The sequence below is a fragment of the Sorangium sp. So ce128 genome (assembly GCF_051525245.1).
Lineage (GTDB): Bacteria > Myxococcota_A > Polyangia > Polyangiales > Polyangiaceae > Sorangium > Sorangium cellulosum_B.
Map to the genome: position 1 here is coordinate 4,620,600 of NZ_CP150313.1, position 25,056 is coordinate 4,645,655.

Here is a 25,056-nt window from a genome sequence, read left to right on the forward strand (position 1 = left end):
GGCCTACCAGAGAGGGAACATGGACCAGAACTACGTAGGATACGGGACCCGCTCGTCGGTGCTCCGCGCCGGTGCCGAGTCGCGCGAGCGCTTCATCGTGCGAACGTACAACCACCTGTTCGGTGCGATCGTACTCTTCGCTGCGATCGAGGTCGCGCTGTTCAAGACCGGCGTCGCCTCGGTCATCGCCAGGGCGATGATGGGCACGAGCTGGCTGCTGGTTCTCGGGGCGTTCATGCTCGTGAGCTGGCTGGCCAGCCGCGCGGCGCACACGTCGGTATCGAAGCCGGCACAGTACGCCGCGCTCGGCGGCTTCGTGCTCGCCCAGGCGATCGTCTTCGTGCCGCTGCTCTACATCGCGGACATGGTCGCTCCTGGCGCGATCCAGAGCGCTGGGCTCGCCACGATGGCCGGCTTCGCCGGGCTCACCGCGATCGCGTTCGTGACCCGCAAGGATTTCTCGTTCCTTGGGGCTCTCCTGCGCTGGGGCGCCATCTGCGCGCTCGTCCTCATCGCGGCAGGCGCGCTGTTCGGCTTCCAGCTCGGCACCTTCTTCAGCGTCGCCATGGTCGCGTTCGCTGGGGCCGCCATCCTGTACGACACGTCGAACATCCTGCACCACTTCCCCGAGGACCGGTACGTCGGCGCTGCGCTCGAGCTCTTCGCGTCGGTCGCCATGCTGTTCTGGCACGTGCTCCGCCTCTTCATCAGCTCCCGCAACTGAGCGGGGCGCACCCGCTTCGGATACGGGCCCACCTCGACGTTTTCGGTGCTCGGCGTACAAGAGTACGCCTGCGCGCCGAAAACGCCGATCTGGGCCCGTCTCCTGTGCGGGTGCACCCCGCTCGGGTGGCGTTCGTTGCGGAGAAGGACTCGCGGGGCGTCCGTCGCAGAGAAGTGAGGAGAGGGGGCGTCAGGAGCCGAAGAGGGTCTGTAGCGCTCTTGTCAGCGAGAAGAGCATGAGTGCTGCCAGGGCGAGGATGCCTGCCAGCGCCAGGAACAGGCCGGCGTAGAAACGAAGATTGGAGGGCGGCGCGCCGCCCTGCGTTCGCGCTGCGAGGTGGGCGCGCAGCAGGTCGAGGTTGCGCGCGTTCGCCTTGTAGGTCGCATCGAAGAGATCGCCTACGAGAGGGACCGTGCCGAGCAGCGTCTCGAGGCCCACGTTGAGCACCATGCGCAGCACCGCGGAGGCGGGGAGACGGTAACGCGTCGCCGCGAGCACGATGTAAATCGAGAGCGCGAAACCGATGAGATCGCCGACCCCAGGGATCAACCCGATCACGGCGTCGTAGCCGACCCGGTAGCCGACTCCAGGGATACGGATGGAGTTGTCCAGAAAATGCCCGAGGGCGTTCAAGCGTTTTAGCCGCTCGTCCTCGAGATCAACGACCTCCAGCGGGGCGAGGGGCGGCACGGGCATGGCGGACCCATCTCTGCGAAGCGGAGCAGACATCCCTTGCAGTTTACTTCTCGCCCCCTCCAACGGCGACTCAAGAGAGACCGCGGGGCGGCGTCGCAGGGACACGCGGCGCGGCGGGCGAGGATCGGGCAGGAGCACGTCGCCTCGGGAGGGGGCCGTGGGCGGGCGGGCGCTGCCGCCATTGCGGCGACGGCGCCGTGATCCATGCTGGCGCCTGCCATGCCGAGCCCGCGCGCCCTGGTTCGCAGCTCCGGAGCGCGCCGAGCGCTGCTCGGCCTCGCCAGCGCGCTGCTCGGGACGCTCGGCGGAGACGCGGCGCGCGCGCAGGGAAGGTACGAATCCGCGCTCCTCGGCGGGCGATCGGCGCTCCTGGGGGGCACGGGGGTCGTGCTGGGCGTCGACGGCGCCGCGCCCTTCCTGAACCCGGCCACGATCGTCCGCATCGAGGACCGGAACATCGCGTTCTCGTCGGCGTTCTTCCGCTACGCGCACCGCACACTGCAACGGTGGCACCAGCCAGGTCCGGTCGACCCTGGCCTGTACGGCGATCTCCGGCTCGATCGCACGTCGGTGAGCGATCATGGGCTGGACAGCCTCCCCGACGCGACATGCTATTTCTTCAACTGGAGGAGCGGCGCACGAGGCGCGGATTCGACGCGGGTGCCGGTCGGCCGACAGGTCGTCGCCGCCTGCCTCGGCAAGACGGAGGAGAACGAGTTCGGGTTCGACGCGCTGCGATTCTCGGGGGAGTCCGCCTCGCGGCGCGTGAGCCAGGCGCAGACGCTCCGCTACGCGTGGGGTCGCTTCAGCGCCGGTCCTTCGTGGAGCTACAGCGCCACCTCGCGCCTCGCCGTGGGCGCCTCGCTCTCGCTCGTGCGCACCCGCTACACGAGCTCGCTCGGCGTCGCCAGCCTCGTGGAGGACACCAGCGCGGGCTCGGCGAGCAGCGCGACCTACCAGGCCGCGCTCTCGGGCGATTCATGGGACCTTCTCGCGCACATCGGCGTCACGTACCGGCTGAACCGGGTGTTCTCGGCCGGGATCAGCCTGCGGACGCCCAGCGTTCATGCCGTCGACTCCCTGGACGCGAGCTACGTCGACACGCGCGCCGACGGGACGGCGGCGGCGCGCTACTGGGCCGGTGAAGGGGAGTTCGTGGCCCCCTCTCCAGCCCGCGTCGCGATCGGCGCGAGCGCGGAGTGGAGCCGGCTGCGGCTGGAGCTCGACGGCTTCTTCTACATGGGCCAGCGCGAGTTCGCGCGGATCGCCGCCGATCGTGAGGAGATCGCGATCGCCGGGGGCGCGGTGACGAGCCGGGCGCGGGGCCGCCTCGACATCGTCGAGGCGGCGGCGCCCATCGTCAACGTCGGGCTCGGCGCCGAGGTGTTCCTCACGCGCGACCTCAGCCTCGTGGGCGGCGTCGCCTCCGATTTCAACGCGCTGTCGAGCCTGCGAGGCCCCATGTCCGCCGAGTCGAAGCTCTTCTTCGAGCGGATGAGCGGCGCCCACGCGTCGCTCGGGTTGGTCTCCTATACCCGGTACGGCGATCTCGTGTTCGGCGCGCGCCTCGATTACGCCGCCGGGCAGATGGCGGCCGTCAACGCGTTCGCGTCGCCGGTGCGGCTGGATCCCATCGACTGCAGCGAGATCGGCGCGACCCTGGTGCTTGCGGGGAGGATCAGCCTGCGCACCGTGGAGGGAGTGGCGCGCGAGATCGGCGACGCCGTGGAGGGCTCGGCCGCCGCGCCCCCCGAGCGAACCAAGCCGAGGGAGCCGATGCGGGCGCCTGCTCGAGAAGACTGAGCGGCGACGCGCGCGCCGCGGATGATCGATCGGGCGCCGCGCTCGTCCGGCGCGAGGATCTGCGCCCGTAGCTGCGCCTGAGGCCGCTCCCACGCCGCGGCGCCGCGGCGCTCACGCCGCCCCGGCGTCCCGCGGGCGCACCCCGGCGTGCTTCGCGAGGGCCTCGGCCTCCGCGAGCGCTTCGGTCTCCGCGAGGGCCTCGGCCCCGGCGAGCGCCTCGGCGTCGCCTTGCTCCCTCAGGCGCTCGAACGCCGCGAGCGCCGCCGGCGCGATCGCCGAGAGCCAGCGCCGGCTCGCGGCGTCGAGCCGCAGCTCCTCGCGGAGCCGCTCCACCTCGCCAGCGCCCGCGGTGCCCGGGCTCGCCGCCGCGCGGCACACGTCGGCGAGCAGCTCGTCGCGCGCGTTGAGCGGCAGGTCCGCGTCCCGCTCGGTGAGGCGCGCAGCCCCGGCGATGTCGCCCTCCCGTGTCCGCAGGGCCAGCGCCACCCGCAGCCTGGCCCTCTCCAGGAACGGGTACGACGCATACCGCTCGGCGAGCAGCGCCATCTCGGCGCGCGCGTCGGCGCTCCGGCCCATCGCCGCGAACACGAACGCGCGCTCGGCCAGGAGCGCAGGCAGCAGGATGTCCGCCGCCATCGCGCGCGCCGCGTCAGTGTTCAGCCGCGCGAGCCCCGCCTCGCACGCCGCGAGCGCCGCGAGCAGCTCCCCTTGCCGGTCCGACAGCTCGGCGAGCGCGAGGTACGCCTGCGCCGCGGCCGCGGGCGCCTTGGTCCGCGTGAGGGCCTCGAGCTCAGCCTTCCCGCGCTGCGCCTCGCCCTTCGCGATCGCGACCTGGGCGGCCACGAAGCGCTGCGAGAGCTTGCGCGTGCGCACCGCGTTCACCAGCACCGCACCGACGAGCATCACGATGAAGAAGACCGGAAACGCCAGGACGATCGCGAGCGGTCCGAAGATCGGCTCCGCTGGCAGACGCTCGACCTCGGGCGCCACCCGCGGCGCCTGATCGGAGTTCAAGAGCTGCCACACCCCCAGGAACACCATCACCAGGGCCAACCACAGAAGCAAAATGCGGCGTGCCGCCTTCGCCACCGGCTGGCGGTTGCTCCCGGCGCGCCCCTCCGCGGCGGCGCGCGCGGAGGCATCGGCGCGGTCCACCTCCGCGCGCGACAGCTCCTCCACCCCGCCCGCTGCCAGCGCGGGGGCGCGCATGAACGGCGCCGCCTCGGGCGAGATGCGCGCCGCCCAGTCCGCCGCCGAGAGCTCGCCTCCGGCCTCCGGCTCCCGCTTCGCGCCGGTGCGGTAGACCGAGCTCGCCTTCGCCTTCAGCATGCGCTGGTACGCCCGGACGAGGGCGCGCTCGCGCGGGCGCGTGTGCTCGACGAGGAGGCTGCGTTCGCGGAGCAGGTGCGCCCGCAGCGCCTCCCTGTCGCCCGAGCGCTCCAGGAGCACCGCGGCCGCGAGCTCCGCGCGGGCGAGCACCTCGGGCGACGCGAGGGCGCTCGCGCGCACGATCTCGATGTCCGCCGCGGCGCCGTCGCGATCGCCCGTCGAGGCGCGGAGCAGGGCCCTCAGTGAGCGCGCCGCGGCGATCGTCGCGTGCTCCAGGTGAAAGGCGAGCGGGTCGGTGCGGCGGGTCACCGCAGCGTCGGCGCGGACGAGCGCGCCCGCGAGATCGCCGCGCTGCATGGCAGCGAGCGCGCGCTGGACGTCGATGACGCGCAGGACGTAGCGCGAGCGGCACGTCTCTTCCGCGTAGTCGAGCAGCTCGGCGGCGTCCTCGCGCTGGCCGGAAGCCGCGAGGTTGTACGCCTTGTTGACGACCTGCACGGCGACGCTCATCGAGCGGGTGCGGAGCCCGATCGCTATGATGAGCGCGCCGGCCATCCCGAACGGCAGCCCGGCCGCGACGCTGCCGAGCCCCATCGCGCTCACTCCCGCGCCGAGCACCGCCATCACCCCGCCGAGCGCGATCTGCCGGTTCGCCATGCGGCGCGCCGCGTGCGGTGTGATCCCGAACCTTGCAGGCAGCTCTCTCGCCATCGCGCGAGCGTAAGAGACCGCCGGCCGAGCGGGCCAGGGGATCTCGCGGGTACGGCGTGGCCCTACCGGAGCCCGCGCCTCGTCGCGCCCGCGCCGTGAGCTTCGTCCGCCGCGCGCGCGACCGCGCGACCGCGCGCCGCGCTCTAGGGCAGGGGCGCCGGCGGGTCGATCGGCTCGACGCGCACCCGCTCCTCGTAGAGCGCGCCGCCCTCGCCGATGTCGGTGGTGCGCGCGGTGATCAGCGCGTTGGCGCAGCGGCCGTCCCGGAGGTGGCCTCCCTTCGGGAGGAGCGCGACGTCGCGGCGCTGAGCAGGATCGTGGCGCAGCAGCGCCGTCATGGAACCGACGCGCGACGTGATCCGGCAGGCGCCGCCGTCGGGCACGCCGCCGGCCGCGTCCGGGTGGACCGTGACGACGGCCGGACCGTGCTGGGGTCGCGCCCACTGAGACGACTGGGACTTCTCGGTGGAGAGCGCCATGAGCAGCAGCGGGAATTCGCTCGCGTCGGGATCCACGCGCGCCTCGGGCGCCTCGGTGATGAGGTTGACCCGGCCGCTCGGGGTCGGGAACTTGCGGTCCTCGAACAGCACCTTCGGCGCCAGCGGGTTGCGCACCGGCCCGCGCTCCAGCGTCTCGAGCGTGACGCCGAGCGGCGCGAGCCTGGGCTCGGTGACCCGCCGCTTCCAGTCGCGGGCGCTGCCGTCGAGCACGCCGCCGAGGCCCACGCGCCGCGCGAGCGCCTGCATGATCTCGAGATCGGCCTTCACCCCGGCCGGGGGCGGGACCACGGGCGTGGCGACGCCGAGGTAATGGTGGCCGTAGGCCCCGACCACGTCGTCCGCCTCGAGGAGCGTCGTCGTGGGCAGCACGAGGTGGGCGACCCGCGCCGTGTCCGTGAGGAAGGAGTCGACCACGACGACGAACTCACGCGTCCGGAGCGCCTCCGCGACGGTGTCGGACTCGGGCAGCATCGCGACCGGGTTGCCGGCGGTCACCCAGACGGCGCGGATCGGCGGGTCGCTCATCCCGAGCACCTCGCGCCCGAGCAGGGGCTCGCAGACGGTGCGGGGCGCCGGGCGCTCGCCCTCGAACGGCGAGAGGTCGAACGCGCGGCGCCGCTTGAAATAGAACGAGACGCCGCCGCCCGGGATGCCGAGGTTCCCGCTCACCGCCCCCAGCGCGTCGAGGGCGCGCACGATCGCACCGCCCGTGGTGCGCCGGCCCATGCCCCAGCCCACGAGGATCGCCGTGGGCCTCTCGGCGAGGCGGCGCGCGAGGTCCAGGGCCGCGCGCTCGGGCACGTCGGCCTCGCGGCACCACGCGGCGACCGAGCTCCGGCGCGCGAGCGCGCGGAAAGCGTCGAGGTGATCACAGTAGTCCGCGGCGCGCGGATCGGCCCACCCCTCGTCGAAGAGCACGCGCGCGACGGCCATCGCGAGCGCGAAGTCGCCGCCGGGGCGCGGCTGGTAGAACGCCCCGCAGAGCGACGCCGTCCTGTGGTGCACCGGATCGATGAGCACGAGCTCCGCGCCGCGCGCCTTCGCCTCGCGCAGCACCGGGAGCGTGTGAGGGCTCGAGGTGAAGACGTTCTTGCCCCAGAGGAGGATGTGCCGGGCGCTCCGGAGATCGGCGAGGTCGTGGCTGTCCTCCTCCCCGAAATCGGCGAGCTGCGCGGCGTCGCCCGCGCCGGAGCAGATGTCGCCGCGCTTGACCGTGACCGGCCCGAACCGCGCGAAGAACGCGTCGGCGATGCCCGTGAGCATCCCGAGCGAGCCGCCGCTCCGGTAATGGAAGATCGCGGCCGGACCGGACTCGCGCCGGATCGTGAGGAGCTGCTCGGCCGCGGTGTCGAGCGCTTCCTCCCAGGAGACGGGCGTGAGCTCGCCGCCCTTGCGGAGCAGCGGCGTCGTCAGCCGCTCGGGCGAGTACTGGGTCTCCAGGAAGCGCGACGTGCGGTAGCAGAGGAAGCCCCGCGTGATCGGGTGGTCCGGGTCGCCGCCGAGGCGCACGACGCGGCCGTCCTCCACGGTGGCCACGATGCTGCAGGCGTCGGGGCAGTCGCGGTTACAGGTCGTCTTGCGGAGCTCCTGCATGACGGCAGCGTAGATCGGGCCTGCGGGGCGGTACACCCGCCCCGCTCCCCGGATGTCCGTCCGGACCTGGCCGGGCTTCCGCGCCGCGCCGGGGCGGCCCCGCGCGCCGGATCAATCGGCCGCGAGCCGCTCGGGCGCGTACTCCCGCGAGTCGTCGCCCGAGACCTCCTGAGCGATCGCCCGCAGCTGCTCGTAGCGCTCGCGCAGGAGCGACCACAGCCGATCGCGGATGTCCCTCGAGTCGAGCCGCTCCGGCGGGCGCGTGTTGCTGAGCAGCCACTTCGCGGTGCTGTTCAGCTGCGTCAGCTCCTCCCTCGTGATCGGGATCCGGCTCTGCACGTGGCTCCACCGGTCCAGGATGAGGTTGGTGATGGTGGCCGTCGCGCTCGCTGGATCACCGGCGACGAGCGCGCGCCGGACGATGCCGAAGGTCTCGGGGACGATGCTGCGCGGGAAGTACACCTCGGCGGTGGCGATCGTCGGGCGCAGCACGCCGTAGAGCAGATCGAGCTTCTCGACGACCTCGGGCGGCGGCGCGCTCTCGGGCTGCATGCGCGTCACCGCGTAGTCGAGCGCCATCGCGAGCTCCGGCAAGCTGCGGATCGCGTCGAAGCGGGACTTCGGCAGCCGGCGCCGGTGGCGCGCCGGATCGCGCGTGACGGACTGCACGGCGCGCCGGACGATCGCGAGCACCCCGCTCGCGTCGCCGCGAAAGGCCTGCACGTTGGCCGCGGGCAGGTCGCTCGCCGGCATCGCGTACCGCTCGTAGCGCTCCCGATCCAGGCTCTCGTCGCTCCGGGCCCGCGGGTCGGCCTGCGGCGGCGCGGCGCCGGCCGACGAGGCCGCTGCGATCCGCTCCGGGCCCGCCTGCTGCGGCTCTCCGGCGCCGGCAGGCTCTCCTGGAGAGGGCGCCGCCGCGTCCTGCATCGTCCCTCCCGGACCAGGCACCGGCCCCGATGTCGTGCTCTGGGCGGTGCTCTCGGCCTCGAGCGGTGTGGACCGGAGCGCTGGATCCCGCAGCGCCTCGAGGTCGTCTCGCGCACGCGTCATCTCGGCCATCGTACGTAAGTCGGCACTTCGGCACAAGATCCGCAGGCGCTCGAGCGCGCTCGCGCGGGGCTCCGGTCTGCAGCGTCCATGGAGCGCCGCAGGCGCCGCCTCGCCCACCGGTGTCATCGCGTCCCGCAAGCGTCACCCCGCACACACACGAGCGGAGGGGTGACCCACGATGGATCCTCCGCCTTCCACGTGGATCACGCGTCGAGCGCGTCCCAGAAGGTGCGCAGATCGTCCGAGAGCGGCGCCTCGATGCGCACGCGTTCGCCTGTCATCGGGTGCGTGAGCTCCAGACGCGCGGCGTGGAGGGCGTGACGGTCGAGCTCGAGCGCGCGGCGGTCGTCGTCGGTGAGCACGCCGTCGGCGCCGCGCGCGAACATGCCCTCGTCCGGGCCGTAGAGCTTGTCGCCGACGAGCGGCAGGCCGCTCGCCGCGAGGTGGACCCGGATCTGGTGCTGCCGGCCGGTCTCGAGCGTGCAGCGGACGAGCGCGTAGCGCCGGCCGGTGAGGGGATCGGCGCGGCGGCCCAGCACCTCGCACGCGGTGGCCGACGCGAGGCCGCGGCCCGGCAGCGCGACCCGCATCTTGACCTTGTAGCGGCTCGCGTCGTCGAGCTCGAGCGGCAGCTCGACCCGGAACGTATCGTGCTCGGGCCAGCCCCAGGCGATCGCGGTGTAGCGCTTGACGACGCCGGTGCGCTCCTCGAACTGCGCCTTCACGGTCCGGTCGGCCTCGGGCGTGCGGCAGAGCAGCAGCACGCCGCTCGTCTCCCGGTCGAGCCGGTGGGCCAGGAACAGCCGCTCGTCGGGGCGCGCGGCCTCCATCATCTTGATCACGGTGCTCTTGTGGTACCGCGCCGTGGGGTGCACCGGCAGGCCCGCCGGCTTGTTGATGGCGAGCAGCGCGTCGTCCTCGTGGAGGACCGGGATCGGGGTGTCGGGCGCCTGCTCGTCCCATGGCTCGCGCCAGAGGAGGATGCACTGCTCCGGCCGGACGCGATCGCTGCCGCGCAGGCGCCGCGCCTCGGGCGAGTAGGCGCCGCGGGCGACGATCTCGGCGGCGCGCGTGCGGCTCGTCCGCTTGAGCTGGGTCTGTACGAACCGGTCGAGCCGCATGCCGGCCGACTCCGGCGGCACGCGCAGCACGGTGACGACCGAACCCTCCGGCACCTCCGCGGGGCGCACCACCGGCGTGCCGCGGCCGAAGGGGCCGCTCGTGCCGGCGAGCTCTCGCGCGCTGATCCTGGTCATGGGTCGAGCCTTGGCCTTTAGCAAAAGCGCCGGCCTGTCGTGCGGAAAACGCGGCGGGGCGCGCCGCTCGCGGAGCGCCTGGCCGAGCCATGCGCTGGAGAGGTCGACCGTGATCGAGCCCTGCGGACCGAACGTGCAGCGCGTGACGTCGGCGCCTGCCAGCGTTCAGCGCCGCCTCGGTCGCCGCTCTCGCGGAGCCGACCGCGCTGCGAGCGCGGGTCCGCGAGGGCGCCCGGAAGTAGTTCAGCATGCAGATCTGCCTGTGCGGACAGATTTTGAAGTAAAAAATCATACAGATCTGCCTGCGGGACCGCGCCCAAAAGTAAGCCAGCATGCAGAGTTCTGTGCGGAATGACCGCGCGGGTAAGGGCGAGCCACCAGAGTTGCCTGCGGCGCCGGTCCGCGGTGTGCCGCGGGCATGGCGCTGGGGCTCGCAGCGGTCTTTCATCGCGCGTCCCGCGGACAGGGGAGGTCGTGCACGGCGGGGAGGGGACCTCGGAGGGGATCGCGAGGACGCCTCGCCAGCCGTGCGAGCGCCCGCCTGTGGGTTCGGAAGCCGCGCTGTACGCGCCCCGGTTCGTGCTACACACGGCGCCCGCATGGACATCCTCTTCGCTGCGTCCGAGATCGCGCCCATCGTCAAGGTCGGCGGCCTGGCCGACGTCGTGTCGTCGCTCTCGAAGGCGCTCCGGCTGCTCGGGCACAAGGTGACGATCGCGCTGCCGCGCTACCAGGCGCTCGACTCGAGCGGGCTGATGATGGCGCGCCGCCTCACCCCGATGCCGCTCGAAATCGATGCAAAGGTGTCGCCGGGCGGGCCGATCCAGGTGACGCTCTTCGACGGGCGGCTCAGCACGGGCGTGGAGCTCGTCGTCCTCGACGTACCAGGCTTCCACGATCGGCCTGGCATCTACGGCGAGGAGGGGCGCGACTACGAGGACAACGCGCGCCGGTTCTCCCTGTTCTCCCGCGCCGTCGTGGAGCTCGTCCGCCAGCGCGCCCGGTCGGGCTCGCCGTTCGATATCGTCCACGCCCACGACTGGCCCACCGCCATGGTGCCGTACCTGCTCCGCCACCAGCACTCCGCGCCTGGCCGGACCGTGCTGACCCTCCACAACGCCGCGCACCAGGGCCTCTTCCCGAAGGACGCGCTCCCGTACCTCGGCCTCGACGACGACCACTTCCGGCCCGAGCGGCTCGAGTTCTACGGCCAGCTCAATTTCCTCAAGGGCGGCATCCTGGCCGCGGACGCGCTCACCACCGTCTCGACCACCTACGCGAACGAGATCCTCACGCCGAAGCAAGGCGAGCGCCTCGACGGCGTGCTCCGCACCCGGGCGAACCAGCTGTCCGGCATCGTCAACGGCATCGACTACGCCGTCTGGAACCCGATGACCGATCCGGCCATCATCGCCCGCTACGACGCGGAGGACGTGAGCAACAAGGGCCGCTGCAAGAGCGCGCTCCTCCAGGAGCTCGGGCTCGAGATCCGGCCGGATCGCCCGCTCCTCGTGTCCATCGGCAGGGTGGTCGCACAGAAGGGCAGCGACCTGCTCGCGAACGCCATGCCGAAGATCCTGAAGGGCGACGTCAGCGTCGTCGTGGCCGGCGAGGGCGACGCCGAGCTCATGGAGAAGCTCTCCGCCGCCGCGGCCAAGGCGCCCGAGCGGGCGAAATTCCTCGGCGGGGTGAGCGAGGCCGTCGTGCACCGGCTCATGGCCGCGGCCGACCTCGTGGTCGTGCCGTCGCGCTTCGAGCCGTGCGGCCTCGTGCAGCTGTACGCGCAGCGCTACGGCGCTGCCCCGGTGGCGTGCAGGACCGGAGGCCTCGTCGACACGATCGTCGACATCGACGCCGCCCTCGAGACCGGCACGGGGTTCCTGTTCGACAAGCCGACGGCCACGTCGCTGCTCGGCGGCGTCCAGCGCGCCCTCGCGGCCCTCACGTCGCCGCGCTGGCCCGCGGTCCAGCGCCGCATCATGCGCCTCGACCTCGGCTGGGACCGCCCCGCGCGCCGCTACGTCCAGGTCTACCGCCAGGCCCTCGCCAGCTGAGCGCCGTCGCCGAGCGCCGCGCGCGGTCGCGAGGCGCTGCGCGCGGAACGGAAACGGCTCGGGGCACCGCGTGAAGGCGCGGCCCGACCGAGATCAGGCGCCCTCCGCGCGACAACGTGTCGCATTGGCGCGGGGCAGGAGCCGCGCCTATAGGAGCGGCCGTGCTGGCCAGAGCCGTCGCCTGTGTGGTGCTCCTGCTGTCGCTCGCGGTGCACCCGAGGGCCGCGCGCGCGTCGGCCTGCTGCGGTGCGGGCCACGGCATGGCCCAGTGGCTCGCTCCCTCGGAGCGCGCCGCGGCGAGCTTCTCCGTCCGGCTCACCGAGCAGCTCGGGACGTGGGCGGTGGACGGAGTCTTCGACGCGTCCGGCGAGGGCGTCTACCACCGCGAGCTGAGGGCCGAGGCCGGGTGGCTGGTGCGGGCCGGGGATCACCTCCAGCTCGCCGTCTCCGTTCCGATGATGGTCACCTGGAGCGGGGTGGGGCTCGGCGCCACGTCGTCCGGCGGCGGGCCGGGTGACCTGGGCGCGGCAGCCAGGATCGACCTCATCGATGGCGCGGCGTCGCCGTGGATCCCGTCCGCCGCGTTCACGCTCGGCGTGACGCTCCCGACCGGGCGCGGCCCGAGCACGGGGACGGCGCCGCTCGACGCCGGCGTGAGCGGCGCGACCGGCGCGCGCGCGATGGGCGTCGACATCACGGGCGCCGACACGACCGGCCTCGGGGTGGCCGAGATCCGGCCGGGGATGGTCTTCGAGAAGTCGTGGGGCTCGTTCAACGCGCTGCTCGCCGCCTCGACCAGCATCCGCACCAGCTACCGTCTCCCCGACGGCGACGCGGCGCGGTCCGCGCCCCGCGTGCAAATCCTCGCCGCGGCGGGGCCCGCGTGGCCCTCCGGCGCCTCGCTCACCGTGGGCGCGCTCCACGAGCGCGAGGGCGCGCCGCGCGAGGATGAGCCTGGCCCGGGCCCCCGCAATCCCATGGGAAAGGAGCGCGTGCGGACGGCGCTGCTCGCCGTGCTGGCCCACGACATCGGCGTGCGCTGGACCGCCGTCGGCAACCTCCAGGTGGACGTGCCGATCTCCGGGATCGGCCGCAACGAGGGCGCGTTCGCCGCCCTGTCCGCAGGCCTCCGCTACGTGTGGGGAAGACGTGATTGAACCTCGTGAACAGCCTTCGCCGAAGTCACCTCCCAGGCGCCGCTGGGCGCGCGCCCGCGCCGCCCTCATCGCGGCGCTCGCCGTCCTCTCGCCGGCGGGCTGCGGATCCCGGGACGTGGAGCCGGACGCCGGCCACCGGCTGGACGTCGGCGTGAACGGGCGCATCGAGTTCGCGGTGGAGTCGACCGAGCCGATCAAGCGAGGCTTCAACACCTTCCACGTGCGGCTCACCTGGACCGACTCGCAGAGCCCGGCGCAGCGGATCAAGCTCCGCGTCTACGCCAGCATGACGGGCATGGGGCACGGGTCCGCGCACGATGGCACGGAGATCGAGCCCGGCCTGTACGAGGTCGCCGACGTGCCCTTCGGGATGGGGGGCCTCTGGGACGTGCAATGCCGGGCCCTGACGTCGTCCCTCATCGACGAGGCGGCATTCGAGTTCGACGTCCACTAGGCTCACCCCTCGTGCGAGCCCCTACAGAACGCTCCGTGCGAGCCCTCTCAGCGCCGACGCGTCACTCCCGCAGCGGACCATGCGCGCGGCGGCGTGGCCCCCTCTCGTCCTGCGCGGCGCCGCTGCTCTCGGTCGCGGCGCTGCTCTCGGTCGCGGCGCTCTCCGCGCCGGCCTCGGCCAACGGCCGCTTCCCGGCCGCAGGCTTGATCGCGTCGCACCCGAGCGATCCGTCGCGCCTCATGGTCCGCGCGACCTACGGCCTGCTCGCCACGCACGACGGCGGCGAGCGGTGGCGCTGGATCTGCGAGCCGGTCGTCGGCTTCGGCGGGAACGAGGATCCGATGCTCGCCTTCCTCGCCGACGGGACGATCATCGCCGGGGTCTTCGACGGCCTCAGCGCGTCGAAGAACGGCGGCTGCGACTGGTCGTTCGCCCAGGGCGATCTGATGAACCGCTACGTCATCGACCTCTCGGCCGATCGCGAGGACCCCTCCCGTGCCGTGCTCGTCGTCAGCGCGGGGCTCGGGGCGGGCCAGTTCCTTACCCAGCTCTGGGAGACGAGCGACAACGCCGACAGCTGGACGAAGGCCGGCGTCGATCTGCCGGAGGACTTCCTTGCCCACACGGTCGACGCTGCCCCCTCGGACCGCGCGCGCGTCTACGTGAGCGGCCGCTACGGCGCGCCCGACTACGCCGGGGCCCTCCAGCGCACCGACGATCGCGGCGCGACCTGGGAGCGGCTCGACATCCCGGGGAGCGACGACATGCGCCTGCCGTTCCTGGGCGCGATCGATCCCGTCGACCCCGACATCGTCTACGTGCGGCTCGACGGCGATCCGACCGACGCGCTGCTCGTCTCGAAGGACGGAGGGCGCAGCTTTGCCACCGCCTTCGAGAGCGCCGGCGATCTCCTCGGTTTCGCGCTCTCGCCGGACGGCGCGACCGTGATCGTGGGCGGGCCCCAGGACGGAATCTGGCGCGCGCCGGCCGCGTCGCTCGAGTTCGAGAAGATCTCGGACGTCGGCGCGCGGTGCTTGACCTGGACCGCAGCGGCGCTCTTCGCCTGCGGCGACGAGTTCGCCGACGGCTTCACGGTGGGCCGATCGGTCGACGACGGCGAGAGCTTCTCCGCGCTGCTGCACCTCGACGGGCTCTGCGGGCCGATCGAGTGCGCGCCGGAGAGCGGCGCGACCTCGACCTGCGCTCCGCTGTGGGGTGCGACGGCGCTCACCATCGGCTCGCAGCAGTGCGACGGCGCCGCAGCGACCGGCAGCGGCGGCGGGGGATCCGAGCCGCCGCCAGCGGAGGCGCCGGACGGGTGCGGGTGCAAGATCGGCGCGGCAGGCGCGGGGCGGGGCGAGGGCGCCGCGCCGCCCGCCAGCGGCGCGATCTGGTTCGCGCTCGCGGCGGGCCTCGCGAGCGCGCGGCGGCGCAGGCGCGCACGCTAGCGCGGCGACGCAGGCGAGCGCGATCGCGCAGGCGTGCAGGCGTGCGCAACATAACCGCTTATGGAAGGGCGCTCGCATGGCGCAGGCAGAAGGGTACGGACGGAGAGGGCGGAGCGACCCGGCGGCGTCCGCTGGGGCGCCGGACGGGCAAGCCGCCGCCGGTTCGTTTCTGGATCTACGTCCTCGTGGGCTGGCGTAGACTGAGGGTGCCGCGGCTCCGGCCAGCGCGTGAATGGCCCCTAGAGACCTACTCAGATCGCCGCTCGCCGTCTTCCTGCGCGCCCACAGCGCGGAGATCCTGGAGGCGTGGGAGCGCGCCGAGCGTCGCCGCGCGCCGGGCGAGCAGTCCCCCGGCTACATCGCGCTGCGCGAGGAGCTGCCCTCCATCTTCGCGCGCCTCGCCGAGCGCCTCGAGGCGGCCGTGTCCGCCGCGGCTGCGCCGCCGGGCGACCAGGAGCAGGACGCGTGGAGCGGCGTCGAGTCGGTGTCGGTCGAGTTCCCCGAGCCGCTGCTCGGCTTCCGCGTGCTCGACAAGCTCCGCGACGGGTTCGAGCTGGAGGACGTGGCCGCCCAGTACTCGGTGCTGCGCCGCTGCGTGCTCCGGATGCTCGAGCGGACAGGCACGCAGCCGTCGTGGGTCGAGATGACGATCCTGCACGAGGTGCTCGATCAGGTGATCATCGATCCGGCGACGCGGAGCGCCGCGCTCCGCGAGCGCGCGCTCGGCGCGCTCGATCGCGTCTCGGCCGAGGGCATGGGCAACGTCCACATCGATCGGCTGCTGCGGCGGCTGGTCGAGGTGCTCGTCGAGTCGGCGCGGTCGGTCGACTGGGCGGTGATGCTGCTGCTCGAGGGCGAGGTGCTGCGGATCCGCGCCGGCATCGGCGTCGATGAGGCGCTGTGGGGCCTGCGCGCCTACAGGCTGGCGGAGGGCTTCGTCGGGCGCGTGGTCCGCGAGCGGCGCCCGGTGGCGCTGCGCTCGGCGGCGCCGGATCCGCTGGCCACCGACGCCGGGGGCGGCGCGGCGGGGCCGGAGTCGGGGGCGCAGAGCGAGCGCCCGAGCGACGCGCTCCACGCGCTCTACGGCGTGCCGATGCTCTCGGAGGGCCGCCTCGTCGGCGTCACGGTCGTGAGCTCCCGCCGCGTGGCGGAGTTCTCCGAGGGGGACCGGCTGCTCTTCAAGAAGGCGGCCGAGCGCGCGGCCGCGCTCGCGACCCAGGCCCAGCTGCGCGAGCAGCTCGCCGCGGAGCGCGGCCGGTTCGAGGCGACGATCCAGCGGCTCCCGGTCGGCGTGGTCGTTGCGGAGGGGACGTCGGGCGCCGTCGCGCTGAACAACCGGCGGTTCGCGGAGATCGTCCGCGGCCCCGAGGAGACCCCGAGCAACGCGCCGCTGCGGACGCTGCTCAGCGAGACCGACGACGACCAGCGCGCGCGCTGGCTGCTCCACCGGGCGCTGCACGGCGGCGAGACGGTCTCCCGCGACGAGATGGAGTTCGTCCGCGCGGACGGAGAGCGCCGCCTCGGGAGCTTCAGCGTGGCCCCCGTGCGCGACGCCGACGGGCGCATCACCGCGGCCGTGATGACGGTCGAGGACGTGACCGAGCTCAGGAAGGCCGAGCGCGCGCGGCAGATCCTGATCGACGCGAGCGCGCTGATGGCGGAGTCGATCGACCACGACGGGACGATCGAGCAGGTGGTGCGCCTCGGCGGCGAGCGCTTCGCGGACCTCTGCGCGCTCGATCTCGACGACGGCCGAGGCGCCCCGCGGCTCGTCGCGTCGGCGCGCCTGCCCGAGGCGCGGGCGCTCCTGCCGAGGCTTCTCAAGCACCCGCCGCTGCTGCTCGGCGACGCCGCCTCGCTGGCCGAGGCGACGGCCCGCAGGGCGGCCACGCTGATCCCGCTGGTCACCGATCCGTGGCTGCAGCGGATCGCCCGCGGGCCGGAGCACCTCTCGGCGCTGCGAGAGCTCGGCGCCCGCTCGGCGATCCTCGTGCCGCTCGCGGCGCGCGGCCGCAAGCTCGGCCTGCTGAGCCTCTGGACCGTGGAGCGCGAGCTCCGGCAAGACGACACGGGCGTGGCCGCGGAGCTCGGGCGCTTCGCGTCGCTGGCCATCGAGAGCGCGCGGCTGCACGGCGAGGCGGCGCGAGCGAGGTGACGCCGCTCGTGCGCCTCGGGATGTGGCGCGCGTGCCCCGGGCGTGCTCGGAAGGCGACGCCCGCCGCCGGCGTCGGGCTGTCCCTGCCCGCCCTCGTGGTCCGCGTCGGAGCGAGCTCGGCGGTTCACCGGAGCGAGCCCCGCGGGTTCGTCCGAGGCGACGCAGCGAGGCGCGGGCGAGCGCGCCGCGGCTTGCGTCGCGGGGGTGGATGAGGCGAAGCTCCCGCCCTCGCACACGACCGTATGACCACCACCAACCAAGAACGTCCCCTTGCTGTGCTCGTCGGGGTGCAGCTCCCCGGCGTCGACGATGTAGAGCACGCCGCCGATCTGGCCGAGCTCGGCCGCCTCGTGCACACGCTCGGCTTCGATGTGATCGCGACCGTGTCGCAGCGGCGCGGCGCGCTCGCAGCGGCCGCGGTGCTCGGGGAGGGCAAGCTCAGGGAGCTCGCCGAGCTCACGGGCGGCAGCGGCGTCGTGCCCTCGGGCGCGCCGGAGCGGAAGAACAAGGCGCGCGCGCGCCGGGCCGCAGAGAGCGGCGAGGGCGACGAGGACGACGTCGAGCTCGGCGACGACGGGGGCGACGACGGCGGCACGGAGCCGCGCGCGGGCGGCGCCGGGCAGGCGGCGCGCCTGGCGACGGTCGTGGCGGTCGACCACGACATCTCGCCGAGCCAGGCGCGCAACCTGGAGCGGGCGACGGGCGCGCAGGTGCTCGACCGGGCGGGCGTGATCATCGAGATCTTCCACCGCCACGCGCGGAGCCGGGAGGCGAAGCTCGAGGTCGAGATCGCGCGGCTCAACTACGTCGCGCCGCGGCTCCGGGAGACGGGCGGCGGCGGGGACCGGCAGCGCGGCGGGATCGGCGGCAAGGGCGCCGGCGAGAGCGCGCTCGAGCTCGATCGGCGCAAGATCCGCGATCGCATCGCGGAGCTGAAGGACGAGCTCTCCGCGGTCCAGCGCGAGCAGTCGACGCGCCGCGCGCTCCGGCAAGGGCAGCGCCGCGTCGCGCTGGTCGGCTACACGAACGCGGGGAAGTCGTCGCTGATGCGGGCGCTGACGGGCAGCGAGGTGCTCGTCGCCGACAAGCTCTTCGCGACGCTCGACACGACGGTGCGCGCGCTCCACCCGGAGGTGCGCCCGCGGATCCTCGTCTCGGACACGGTCGGCTTCATCAAGAAGCTGCCGCACGATCTCGTGGCGAGCTTCCGCTCGACGCTGGACGAGGCGCTCGAGGCGTCGCTCCTGCTGTACGTGGCCGACGCGTCGGATCCGACGTTCCGCGATCAGCTCGCGGTGACGCGCGGCGTGCTCTCCGAGATCGGCGCCAGCGACGTGCCGAGCCGGCTCCTGCTGAACAAGGTGGACCGGCTCTCCGAGGAGGAGCGGGAGGCGCTGCGCCTCGAGTTCCCCGAGGCGACGCAGCTGTCGGCGAAGATCCCGGACGACGTGGCGGCGCTGCGGGAGGCGATCATCACGTTCTTCGAGCAGTCGATGGTGGAGGCCGAGCTGCTCTTGCCGTACGCGAAGCAGAGCCTCATCGGGGAGATCTACGAGAACGCGCGCGTGCTCTCGGAGGAGTACGACGACGTCGGCGGCCGGCTCTCGGTGCGGGCGCACGCGGCGGCGCTCGATCGGCTGCGCAGCCTGCTCGCGCGCTGAGGGGGCGGCGGGCGGCGCGGGCGCGCGTGGCCTCGGCGCGGGCGAGCGGGGTCAGCGCGGGCGGGCGGCTCGGGCGCGCGCGGCGTCAGCGTGCGCGGCGATGGCGCGCGCCTCGTCGGCCTGCAGGCGCCGCCGTCGCCTGCGGCGGCGCAGGAGGATGCCGATCGCGAACGCCAGGAGGTGGAGCCCAGCAATCACCGCGACGAGGATCCACCGCTGCACGCGCCGAGCGTAGCACCGGAGCACCGGAGCGCGGGCGTCCGGGGCGCGTGGTACGCTCCGCTGTCCGCTGTCGCTCCGCGCCATGAGCTCCTCCACCGACGCAGCGCTCGAAGCGATCGTCCAACGCGGGCTGGAAGCCTACCGCGCGGGGCGGTTCTTCGAGGCGCACGAGCTGTGGGAGTCCGGGTGGCGAGACGAGCCGGATCCCGTGAGGAAGACGTTTCTCCAGGGGCTCATCCTCGTCGCCGCGGCCCTGCACAAGCTCACGAGGATGCAGAGCCCACCGGGGGCGTTGCGCCTGCTCGACAAGGCGCGCGCTCGGCTCGCGGGCACGCCGGATGGCATGGGCGGGCTGGCGATCCCGCTGCTCGTCGACGACATTACCCGCGTAGCAGCCGTGATCGAGCAGCTCGCGAGCGGAGAGAGAACCGAGATCGACGCCTCGCTTCTGCCCAGGATGGAGATCGCGGGCGATGTCGCGCCGCCCTCGCCGTCCGGGGCGCGTTCGCGGCCGTGAGCGTCTGACCCGAACGGGCTCCGCAGTCGATATTACGCTCGTCGCGTGCGACATGGGACGCGGGCGTGACATCGTTTGCCTGAGTGGTGTTCGCGCATGGGAAGCGCCCGTGTGGGGGGATATCGTGGCAGACGGGTACTGTGGAACCGGAGTGGAGGGGACGGCGAGCGCCGAGCCTCGGGCCAAGCTGCAAACCGAAAGGAGCCGCGTGACACGGCGCAAGCAGATCCTGATCGTGGACGACGACCAGGAGATCCGGGAAATGCTCGAGATCACGCTGGAGGAGGAGGGCTATGACGTCCTCTCGGCGAGCGACGGCGAGGCCGCGCTCGCGCTGCTGGAGCGCAACCGGCCGAATCTCATCCTGCTCGACATGCGCATGCCGGTGATGGACGGTTGGGGGTTCGCCCGCGCGTACGCGTCGTGTCCTGGTCCGCGAGCGCCCATCCTCGTGATGACGGCCGCGGTGGACGCCGGCACCTGGGCCCGCGAGGTGGGCGCGTGCGCGTCGGTCGCAAAGCCGTTCGATCTGAACCGCTTGCTCGATTCGATCGCGGCGCACGCGGGGTGCCCGTCCGGCCCGAGCCCGGCCTCCGCCTGAGCAGGTCCGGGCCGGGCGCGGGCCCGGCGCGCGCTTGACGGGGGTCATGCCGGGCGCGAGCCCGGCGTGCTGCCTGAACGAGGTATCTGAGCGGGGGTCTTGCCGGGCGCGAGCCCGGCGCGCTGTCTGAGCGGGTGCATCCTCGGCATGAGCCCGACCGAGGCCGCGGCGGATCTGCCGATGGGCTCGGCGGCGGATCAGCCGCCCGTGGCGCGGCGCATCGCGCAGAGGAGGTCGCCGCGGCACGGGTCGGTGGGAGCGCGGCGGTCGGTCGTGTTCGGCGCCGCAGGGCCCGGCCTGGCGCGCGTCGGCGCGGCTGCGCCCGTGGCCCGTACGCGGTTCTCCGGCGCGCGCTGCGAGGCGGCGACGCCGTCGGGCGCGTCGCCAGAGCTGTCGCGCTCGGCAGGAGGCGCTACCGGCGCGCGCTGGGCGGGCGCCTCGATGTGCGGGAGCCGCGCCTCGACCGCGCGGGCCGCGGTGGCGAGGCCGGCCGCCGCGCGAGGGCCGGTGGCGGCGGCATCCGGGGCAGAGATGCCCGCCGTGAGGGCCGCGATCGCGGCGGCGCCTGCGAGCAGGACGGCGATCGAGCGGGCGCGCCACGCGCGCGCCGGCACGTCGAGCGCCGGCGCCTCAGGAACGGGTGCGGACGCGGGCGGCTCGCCGAACGGGAAGATCGGCAAGAGGTCGAGGACCTGGGGGCGGGCGCCCTCCTTGCCGGCCTTCAGCGCGGTGAGATCGATCTGCCCCGAGGACGCGTCACACTCCTCGCTCGCGGCGCGCGCCGCGGGCGGGGTCGTGACGGCGGCATCCTCCGTGATCGCCGGCGTATCCAGCGAGGGCGCGTCCAGCGAGGGCGCGTCCACCGAGAACGAGACCGATGTGTCTTCTCCGGGGCTGGTGGCGGCGGCTCGCGGTTCGTTCGTCCACTCCTCGTGCTGCGTGTACTTCATGGTTGCTCCCGCTTCAGCCGTATCGGTCGAGCGCTGGAGTCGCGCGCCTGCGCCGGCCGGTCGGCGTGTCCTTTCGAGATTTGGACATGCACACGCGCGCGTGCTTGGGCCCGCCGCGCGCCAAGGCGCACGCTGATCGGCGGAGGTCGCCGAGCGCTGCGAGCGATTCCGCCCCGCGCGCGCGCCGGTGTTCGCCGCGTTCGCCGCGTGCCTCGCGTCCGTCGCGCTCGCCGTGTTCGCCGCGACGCACGCGCCTGCTACCGAGGTCGGGGAGCACCTGAAGCGCGCCCGTCGGCGGCGTTCGCGATCTTGCGAGCGGGCTCGTGACGCCCATACTTCGGCCGCTCGGATCGCCGAGGGCGTGCAGCCGGCGGGCCTCATGACCGCGAGCGCTCGGGGAAGTTGGTTGCGATCGGGGCGTTCCTCGTCGAACAGAAGTTCCCACGCAAACGCGAATCGGATACTTGAGGTGAGATGAAACCTACACGGCTCTTCACGGTTCTGGGGGCGCTGATGTTCCCCCTTGCAGTGGCTCTGGTCACCAGCGGGTGCCCCAAGAAGGAAGAGGACGACGTTCCGCCGGTGCCCTCGGCGCCCGTCGTGCCGACGCCGGCCCCGACGCCGACCCCCACGACGCAGATCGTGCCCGAAGAGGACGCCGGGGCGGATGCGGCGGACGCCGACACGGCGGACGCGGACGCTGGAAAGAAGGTGGTCGGCACGGGCGATTCCAGCGGGATCCGCAAGTGCTGCGCGGCGTTGCGCCAGAACGCAAAGTCGGCCCCGCCCGAGCAGCAGGGCGGCTACCTCGCGGCCGCCTCGGCGTGCGACGGCCTGGCGAACTCGCCGCAGGGGCGGCAAGCGCTCTCGACCCTGCGCGGCCTCTTGGTCGGCGCGCAGATGCCGGCGTCCTGCCAGTAACGGGACGGACGGGAGGGCCAGCAGCGGTCGGGTGAGCGGCCCCCCGCCCAGCTTGCCAGATGCACCTGGCGAGCTGGGCCGGTCGTCCGGCTGTCGTGAGGGGGCCGGGGCAGCCGGAGCCGTCAGCCGTGCGCGGAGCCGTCAGCCGTGCATGGAGCCGTCAGCCGTGCATGGAGCCGTCAGCCGTGCATGGAGCCGTCAGCCGTGCATGGAGCCGTCAGCCGTGCACATAGACGAGCGTTCCGCCGCCCTCGATGTTCATCGCTCCGTGCCACTCGGGCGGGACGGCGGGCTCGGTCCACTCGAAGAGCCAGGCCGCGTCGGCAGGGGCCAGGTTGATGCAGCCGTGGCTGCGCGCCTTGCCGAACTCGTCGTGCCAGTACGCGCCATGCAGCGCGTAACCCCCGTGGAAGTACTGGGTGTACGGCACGTCACGCAGGTCGAACGCCGCCTCGGACGCCTCGTCATCGCCGTCCATCGTGGTCGAGACGTGCTTCGCGTGGATGTAGAACGAGCCACGGACGGTGGCGTCGGTCTCTTCGGGATCGGCCATGCCGCTGCGACCGCTGGAGATGAGCGCCGCGAACACGGGGCGCGTGCCCTCGTAAGCGACGAGCATCTGGCGGCGGATCGAGATGTCGATCCACTTCTTGCCGTCGCGCGCGAACCCCTGAGGGTCCTTGCGCAGCTCGGCGATGACGAGGTGGTCGGCGGCGAGCCATGAGCCCTCGGTGGTCTCGAGCAGCCCCTTGGCGCCGCCACGCGTGCGGCCGGTGAGCACCCAGCCCGAGCGGTGCGGCGCGAGGCCCGCGTCGACGAGCGCGCGGCCCGACGCGGAGGGGCGCTGCCGCGTGGTGCCGTGGACGCGGACGAAGGCAGGGGCGCCCTTCAAGGCGGGATCGGGGCGGGGATCGGTGCCGGGCGGCGGGGGAGGCAGCTCGTCGGCAGGCAGCTCGGCGATGGAGAAGCTCGCGGTGTCGGCCGGTGGAGCGGCGGCGGGCGCCGGGGCGGCCGAGGACGTGGGGGATGCCGACGACGCCGCGGCGGCCGGGGATGCCGTGTCGGTGGCGCTCGCGGGGACCTCGGCGCCCTCGGCGTCGAGATCCTTGATGATCACGCCGCGCATCGCGCTGAGGCGCGCGGGGCGGGTGCGATCGAGCGGGATGAGGTCGAGCTCGGTCGTGAGGCCGAAGCGGCGGCTGGTCCACTCGAAGGTCGTGATCAGGCCGAAGGCGGAGCTCTCCTTGGTGCGGCCCGTATGCACCGAGTAGTGGAGCTTCTCCTCGGCGCCGTACGGCTTGGGGAGATCCCGGCCGGCGAGGAGGAACTCCGGCACGGGATCGAGCGGCAACGACGAGGGCGCGACAGCGGCACGGGCGAGGTGGACGCCGAGCGTGGACCCCTCGACGCGGCGCTGATCCTCGACGGTCGGGAGCCGGAAGTAGAGGTGCGGCGGGGGCGAGCCCGACATGACGTAGTAGTAAGGCACCGGCGCACCACGGCGCGGGCCGCGCACGGCGGCGGCGACCACCTGGTGCTCGAGCGCGAGCGACGCGCCCTTGCCCACGCAGACGTAACCGCGCGGCGCGATCCGGTACCAGCCGCCAGCACATCCGCCGGTGCCCGCAGGGAGCTCGGCCCGATCGACGACCGCGCCGGCGCGCAGGTAGCCGAGCTTCGTCGAGCGCTCGTCGGGAGCGACGTAGATCCAGGTGCGCATCGCGATGCTGGCGATCTTCGCGCCCCGGCCCGGGAGCGTGGCTTCCTTCGAGGAGGGTGATGCGGCGGTCGGCGACGCGAGCGACGCAGGGGACACGGCGTCCGGCGCGGCGGATCCAGGAGAGGGGGCCAGCGCTTCGGGCGAGGGGAGACCCGGGGCCGCGAGGGCGGCACCGGTGGCGAGCGGGGCGGGCGCGTGAGCGGCGCCGGAGCGGTGATCGTCGGTGGCCCTGCCCGGCGGATCCTGGGACGGAGAGCAGGCCGCGGCCGTAAGGACGAGCGGGGAGGCGCCGGCGAAGGCGACGGCGAGAGCGCCAGAGCGGAGCAGGGCGCCGGAGCGCGCGCGGGAGGGCGCCGTGGCGCGTGAGCCGACGCGGGGGCGAGCGCGCGTGCGCGGGGAGCGCTGGGGTGCGGGCGGCGACTCGGGGGCGGAGGCTCGAGCGAGGGAAGGCATCGACGCGAAGGCGGAGGCAGGGACACCCAGGCCCGAGGTGCGAAGGCGCGCGGGGCCAGCGAGCCGGCGGGCGACGAGGAGCCGAAGCTGGAGCCGCAAGGGGCTGAGCGGGCGAGGTGTATGCTGAACCGAGGGGGAGATGCAATCTCCTGCCGGCGGCGTGAGGACGGGGAAGGAGAGGAGGGAGAGGGAGACGGGAGGGGGAGCTGGAGACGGGACGAGGGGGAAGAAGCGCTAGCGCTTGACCTTCTTCGCGAGCAGGTCACCCAGCGTGCCGAAGTTGCGAGGCGCAGGCTTGGCGCCCTTGTCGTTGCCGCCGCCGGAGCGCTCGCCCTTGGCGTACGACTCGAACTGGCCGCGCTCCTCGTCGACGCGGAGCGCGGAGATCGAGAGGCGGATCTTGCCGGACTCGTCCACGTTGAGGATCTTCGCCTCGACGTCCTGCCCCACCGTGAAGTGCTTCTTCAGGTCGGCGGAGCGAGGCGTCGCCGTCTCGGCCGTCGGGACGAGGCCGCGGCCCGAGCGGCCCGAGGTGCCCGCGATCTGGACGAAGACGCCGTAACGCTCGATGCCCGTCACCTTGCCCTTGACCCGCGCTCCCTCGACGAGCAGCGGCGCGCCGCCCGCGGCAGGCGCGGAGACCGCGAGCGATGTCCCGCCGTCGCCGTCGTCTTTCGCGCGCACGACGACCGGCGTGAGGCGCACCTGGCCGGTGCCAGCGTCGACGCCGGATACCACGGCCGAGATGCGCGAGCCGACCGCGACCCGGAGGTTGCCGTCACCATCGGCGAGCGCCGGGCGCTCGAACATGCCCTCCTGCTTGCCGCCAAGATCCGCGAAGACGGCCTCGCGAGCGATCGCGACCACGGTCACCTCGACGGTCTCACCCGTGTGGTACTGGCGGCGACGCTGCTTGCCAGCTCCTTCGGACTGCTCGAAGAGCGAAGCGAACGATTCCTTGGAGGCGGCGGAAGGGCGTGACGACGACATGGCGCGACCTCATAGCGCGAGGCGAGGGCGCGAGGAAGGCGGCGGTGAGCGGGAAGCGAGGGGAGAGGCGGGAGGGAGAGGGAGGGGGCCG

The 25,056-nt window shown here is 73.5% G+C and carries 20 protein-coding genes; 11 read left to right on the plus strand and 9 right to left on the minus strand.

Features of this window, described 5'->3' with window-relative positions; translation table 11 throughout:
- Nucleotides 1-19 precede the first annotated feature (19 nt).
- Nucleotides 20-724 carry a Bax inhibitor-1/YccA family protein gene (locus WME82_RS17640; protein WP_437553059.1) on the plus strand — a complete coding sequence of 235 codons (705 nt, stop codon included), beginning with the start codon at nt 20-22 and terminating at the stop codon, nt 722-724.
- Between the two features lie 189 nt (nt 725-913).
- On the opposite strand, the gene WME82_RS17645 is transcribed toward WME82_RS17640, so the two are convergent.
- Complete coding sequence (locus WME82_RS17645; protein ID WP_438043765.1) at nt 914-1,420, minus strand: DUF4112 domain-containing protein; 507 nt, start codon at nt 1,418-1,420, stop codon at nt 914-916.
- A gap of 204 nt (nt 1,421-1,624) precedes the next feature.
- Between WME82_RS17645 and WME82_RS17650 the strand changes: the two genes are divergently transcribed.
- The gene (locus WME82_RS17650; protein WP_438043766.1) at nt 1,625-3,223 is read left to right on the plus strand and encodes a hypothetical protein; all 1,599 of its coding nucleotides are present in this window, start codon (nt 1,625-1,627) and stop codon (nt 3,221-3,223) included.
- A 111-nt stretch (nt 3,224-3,334) separates the two neighbouring features.
- Here WME82_RS17650 and WME82_RS17655 read toward each other — a convergent pair whose 3' ends face one another.
- The 4 genes from WME82_RS17655 to WME82_RS17670 form a co-directional block, all read right to left on the minus strand.
- The gene (locus WME82_RS17655; protein WP_438043767.1) at nt 3,335-5,263 is read right to left on the minus strand and encodes a hypothetical protein; all 1,929 of its coding nucleotides are present in this window, start codon (nt 5,261-5,263) and stop codon (nt 3,335-3,337) included.
- 143 nt (nt 5,264-5,406) lie between these two features.
- Nucleotides 5,407-7,356 carry a molybdopterin-dependent oxidoreductase gene (locus WME82_RS17660; protein WP_438043768.1) on the minus strand — a complete coding sequence of 650 codons (1,950 nt, stop codon included), beginning with the start codon at nt 7,354-7,356 and terminating at the stop codon, nt 5,407-5,409.
- A 111-nt stretch (nt 7,357-7,467) separates the two neighbouring features.
- Nucleotides 7,468-8,406: a hypothetical protein gene (locus tag WME82_RS17665; protein ID WP_438043769.1), complete on the minus strand. Its 939-nt coding sequence runs from the start codon at nt 8,404-8,406 to the stop codon at nt 7,468-7,470.
- Between the two features lie 203 nt (nt 8,407-8,609).
- Nucleotides 8,610-9,662 carry an RluA family pseudouridine synthase gene (locus WME82_RS17670; RefSeq protein ID WP_438043770.1) on the minus strand — a complete coding sequence of 351 codons (1,053 nt, stop codon included), beginning with the start codon at nt 9,660-9,662 and terminating at the stop codon, nt 8,610-8,612.
- 599 nt (nt 9,663-10,261) lie between these two features.
- Here WME82_RS17670 and glgA point away from each other — a divergent pair.
- The 6 genes from glgA to hflX all read left to right on the plus strand — a co-directional run bounded on the left by glgA (nt 10,262) and on the right by hflX (nt 18,591).
- Nucleotides 10,262-11,716: a glycogen synthase GlgA gene (gene glgA, locus WME82_RS17675; protein WP_437746640.1), complete on the plus strand. Its 1,455-nt coding sequence runs from the start codon at nt 10,262-10,264 to the stop codon at nt 11,714-11,716.
- Nucleotides 11,717-11,877: 161 nt separating this feature from the next.
- Entirely contained in the window at nt 11,878-12,873 is a 996-nt protein-coding gene (locus tag WME82_RS17680) for a hypothetical protein (protein WP_438043771.1), read from the plus strand.
- The gene (locus tag WME82_RS17685; RefSeq protein WP_438043772.1) at nt 12,866-13,327 is read left to right on the plus strand and encodes a FixH family protein; all 462 of its coding nucleotides are present in this window, start codon (nt 12,866-12,868) and stop codon (nt 13,325-13,327) included. The genes WME82_RS17680 and WME82_RS17685 overlap by 8 nt, the downstream gene beginning before the upstream one ends.
- 35 nt (nt 13,328-13,362) lie before the next feature.
- Nucleotides 13,363-14,775 (plus strand): WD40/YVTN/BNR-like repeat-containing protein, encoded by a 1,413-nt coding sequence (locus WME82_RS17690; protein WP_438043773.1) that lies wholly within the window; start codon nt 13,363-13,365, stop codon nt 14,773-14,775.
- 232 nt (nt 14,776-15,007) lie between these two features.
- On the plus strand, nt 15,008-16,930 hold the full coding sequence (locus tag WME82_RS17695; protein ID WP_438043774.1) for a GAF domain-containing protein: 1,923 nt from the start codon (nt 15,008-15,010) through the stop codon (nt 16,928-16,930).
- A 242-nt stretch (nt 16,931-17,172) separates the two neighbouring features.
- Nucleotides 17,173-18,591 (plus strand): GTPase HflX, encoded by a 1,419-nt coding sequence (gene hflX / locus WME82_RS17700; protein WP_438043775.1) that lies wholly within the window; start codon nt 17,173-17,175, stop codon nt 18,589-18,591.
- A 51-nt stretch (nt 18,592-18,642) separates the two neighbouring features.
- On the opposite strand, the gene WME82_RS17705 is transcribed toward hflX, so the two are convergent.
- Entirely contained in the window at nt 18,643-18,813 is a 171-nt protein-coding gene (locus WME82_RS17705; RefSeq protein ID WP_437718119.1) for a hypothetical protein, read from the minus strand.
- A gap of 82 nt (nt 18,814-18,895) precedes the next feature.
- Between WME82_RS17705 and WME82_RS17710 the strand changes: the two genes are divergently transcribed.
- Nucleotides 18,896-19,330 carry a DUF309 domain-containing protein gene (locus WME82_RS17710; protein WP_437872529.1) on the plus strand — a complete coding sequence of 145 codons (435 nt, stop codon included), beginning with the start codon at nt 18,896-18,898 and terminating at the stop codon, nt 19,328-19,330.
- 208 nt (nt 19,331-19,538) lie between these two features.
- Nucleotides 19,539-19,931, plus strand: a complete 393-nt coding sequence (locus tag WME82_RS17715; RefSeq protein WP_231864879.1) for a response regulator — start codon at nt 19,539-19,541, stop codon at nt 19,929-19,931.
- 197 nt (nt 19,932-20,128) lie between these two features.
- Here the strand turns inward: WME82_RS17715 and WME82_RS17720 are convergent, their stop codons facing one another.
- Nucleotides 20,129-20,881 (minus strand): hypothetical protein, encoded by a 753-nt coding sequence (locus tag WME82_RS17720; protein ID WP_438043776.1) that lies wholly within the window; start codon nt 20,879-20,881, stop codon nt 20,129-20,131.
- 474 nt (nt 20,882-21,355) lie between these two features.
- On the opposite strand from WME82_RS17720, the gene WME82_RS17725 reads away from it, so the two are divergent.
- Nucleotides 21,356-21,802: an acyltransferase gene (locus WME82_RS17725; protein ID WP_437746648.1), complete on the plus strand. Its 447-nt coding sequence runs from the start codon at nt 21,356-21,358 to the stop codon at nt 21,800-21,802.
- A gap of 217 nt (nt 21,803-22,019) precedes the next feature.
- Here the strand turns inward: WME82_RS17725 and WME82_RS17730 are convergent, their stop codons facing one another.
- A complete protein-coding gene (locus WME82_RS17730; protein ID WP_438043777.1) occupies nt 22,020-23,618 on the minus strand; it encodes a L,D-transpeptidase in 1,599 nt (532 codons plus the stop codon).
- 591 nt (nt 23,619-24,209) lie between these two features.
- A complete protein-coding gene (locus tag WME82_RS17735; protein WP_438043778.1) occupies nt 24,210-24,965 on the minus strand; it encodes a S1 RNA-binding domain-containing protein in 756 nt (251 codons plus the stop codon).
- Nucleotides 24,966-25,056 lie beyond the last annotated feature (91 nt).

What these genes read in the sequence shown, in the direction of transcription:
- WME82_RS17640 (WP_437553059.1), top strand. Translation starts at nt 20, where the DNA reads ATGGACCAGAACTACGTAGGATACGGGACCCGCTCGTCGGTGCTCCGC.
- WME82_RS17645 (WP_438043765.1), bottom strand. Translation starts at nt 1,420, where the DNA reads ATGCCCGTGCCGCCCCTCGCCCCGCTGGAGGTCGTTGATCTCGAGGAC.
- WME82_RS17650 (WP_438043766.1), top strand. Translation starts at nt 1,625, where the DNA reads ATGCTGGCGCCTGCCATGCCGAGCCCGCGCGCCCTGGTTCGCAGCTCC.
- WME82_RS17655 (WP_438043767.1), bottom strand. Translation starts at nt 5,263, where the DNA reads ATGGCGAGAGAGCTGCCTGCAAGGTTCGGGATCACACCGCACGCGGCG.
- WME82_RS17660 (WP_438043768.1), bottom strand. Translation starts at nt 7,356, where the DNA reads ATGCAGGAGCTCCGCAAGACGACCTGTAACCGCGACTGCCCCGACGCC.
- WME82_RS17665 (WP_438043769.1), bottom strand. Translation starts at nt 8,406, where the DNA reads ATGACGCGTGCGCGAGACGACCTCGAGGCGCTGCGGGATCCAGCGCTC.
- WME82_RS17670 (WP_438043770.1), bottom strand. Translation starts at nt 9,662, where the DNA reads ATGACCAGGATCAGCGCGCGAGAGCTCGCCGGCACGAGCGGCCCCTTC.
- glgA (WP_437746640.1), top strand. Translation starts at nt 10,262, where the DNA reads ATGGACATCCTCTTCGCTGCGTCCGAGATCGCGCCCATCGTCAAGGTC.
- WME82_RS17695 (WP_438043774.1), top strand. Translation starts at nt 15,008, where the DNA reads ATGGCCCCTAGAGACCTACTCAGATCGCCGCTCGCCGTCTTCCTGCGC.
- hflX (WP_438043775.1), top strand. Translation starts at nt 17,173, where the DNA reads ATGACCACCACCAACCAAGAACGTCCCCTTGCTGTGCTCGTCGGGGTG.
- WME82_RS17710 (WP_437872529.1), top strand. Translation starts at nt 18,896, where the DNA reads ATGAGCTCCTCCACCGACGCAGCGCTCGAAGCGATCGTCCAACGCGGG.
- WME82_RS17720 (WP_438043776.1), bottom strand. Translation starts at nt 20,881, where the DNA reads ATGAAGTACACGCAGCACGAGGAGTGGACGAACGAACCGCGAGCCGCC.
- WME82_RS17725 (WP_437746648.1), top strand. Translation starts at nt 21,356, where the DNA reads ATGAAACCTACACGGCTCTTCACGGTTCTGGGGGCGCTGATGTTCCCC.
- WME82_RS17735 (WP_438043778.1), bottom strand. Translation starts at nt 24,965, where the DNA reads ATGTCGTCGTCACGCCCTTCCGCCGCCTCCAAGGAATCGTTCGCTTCG.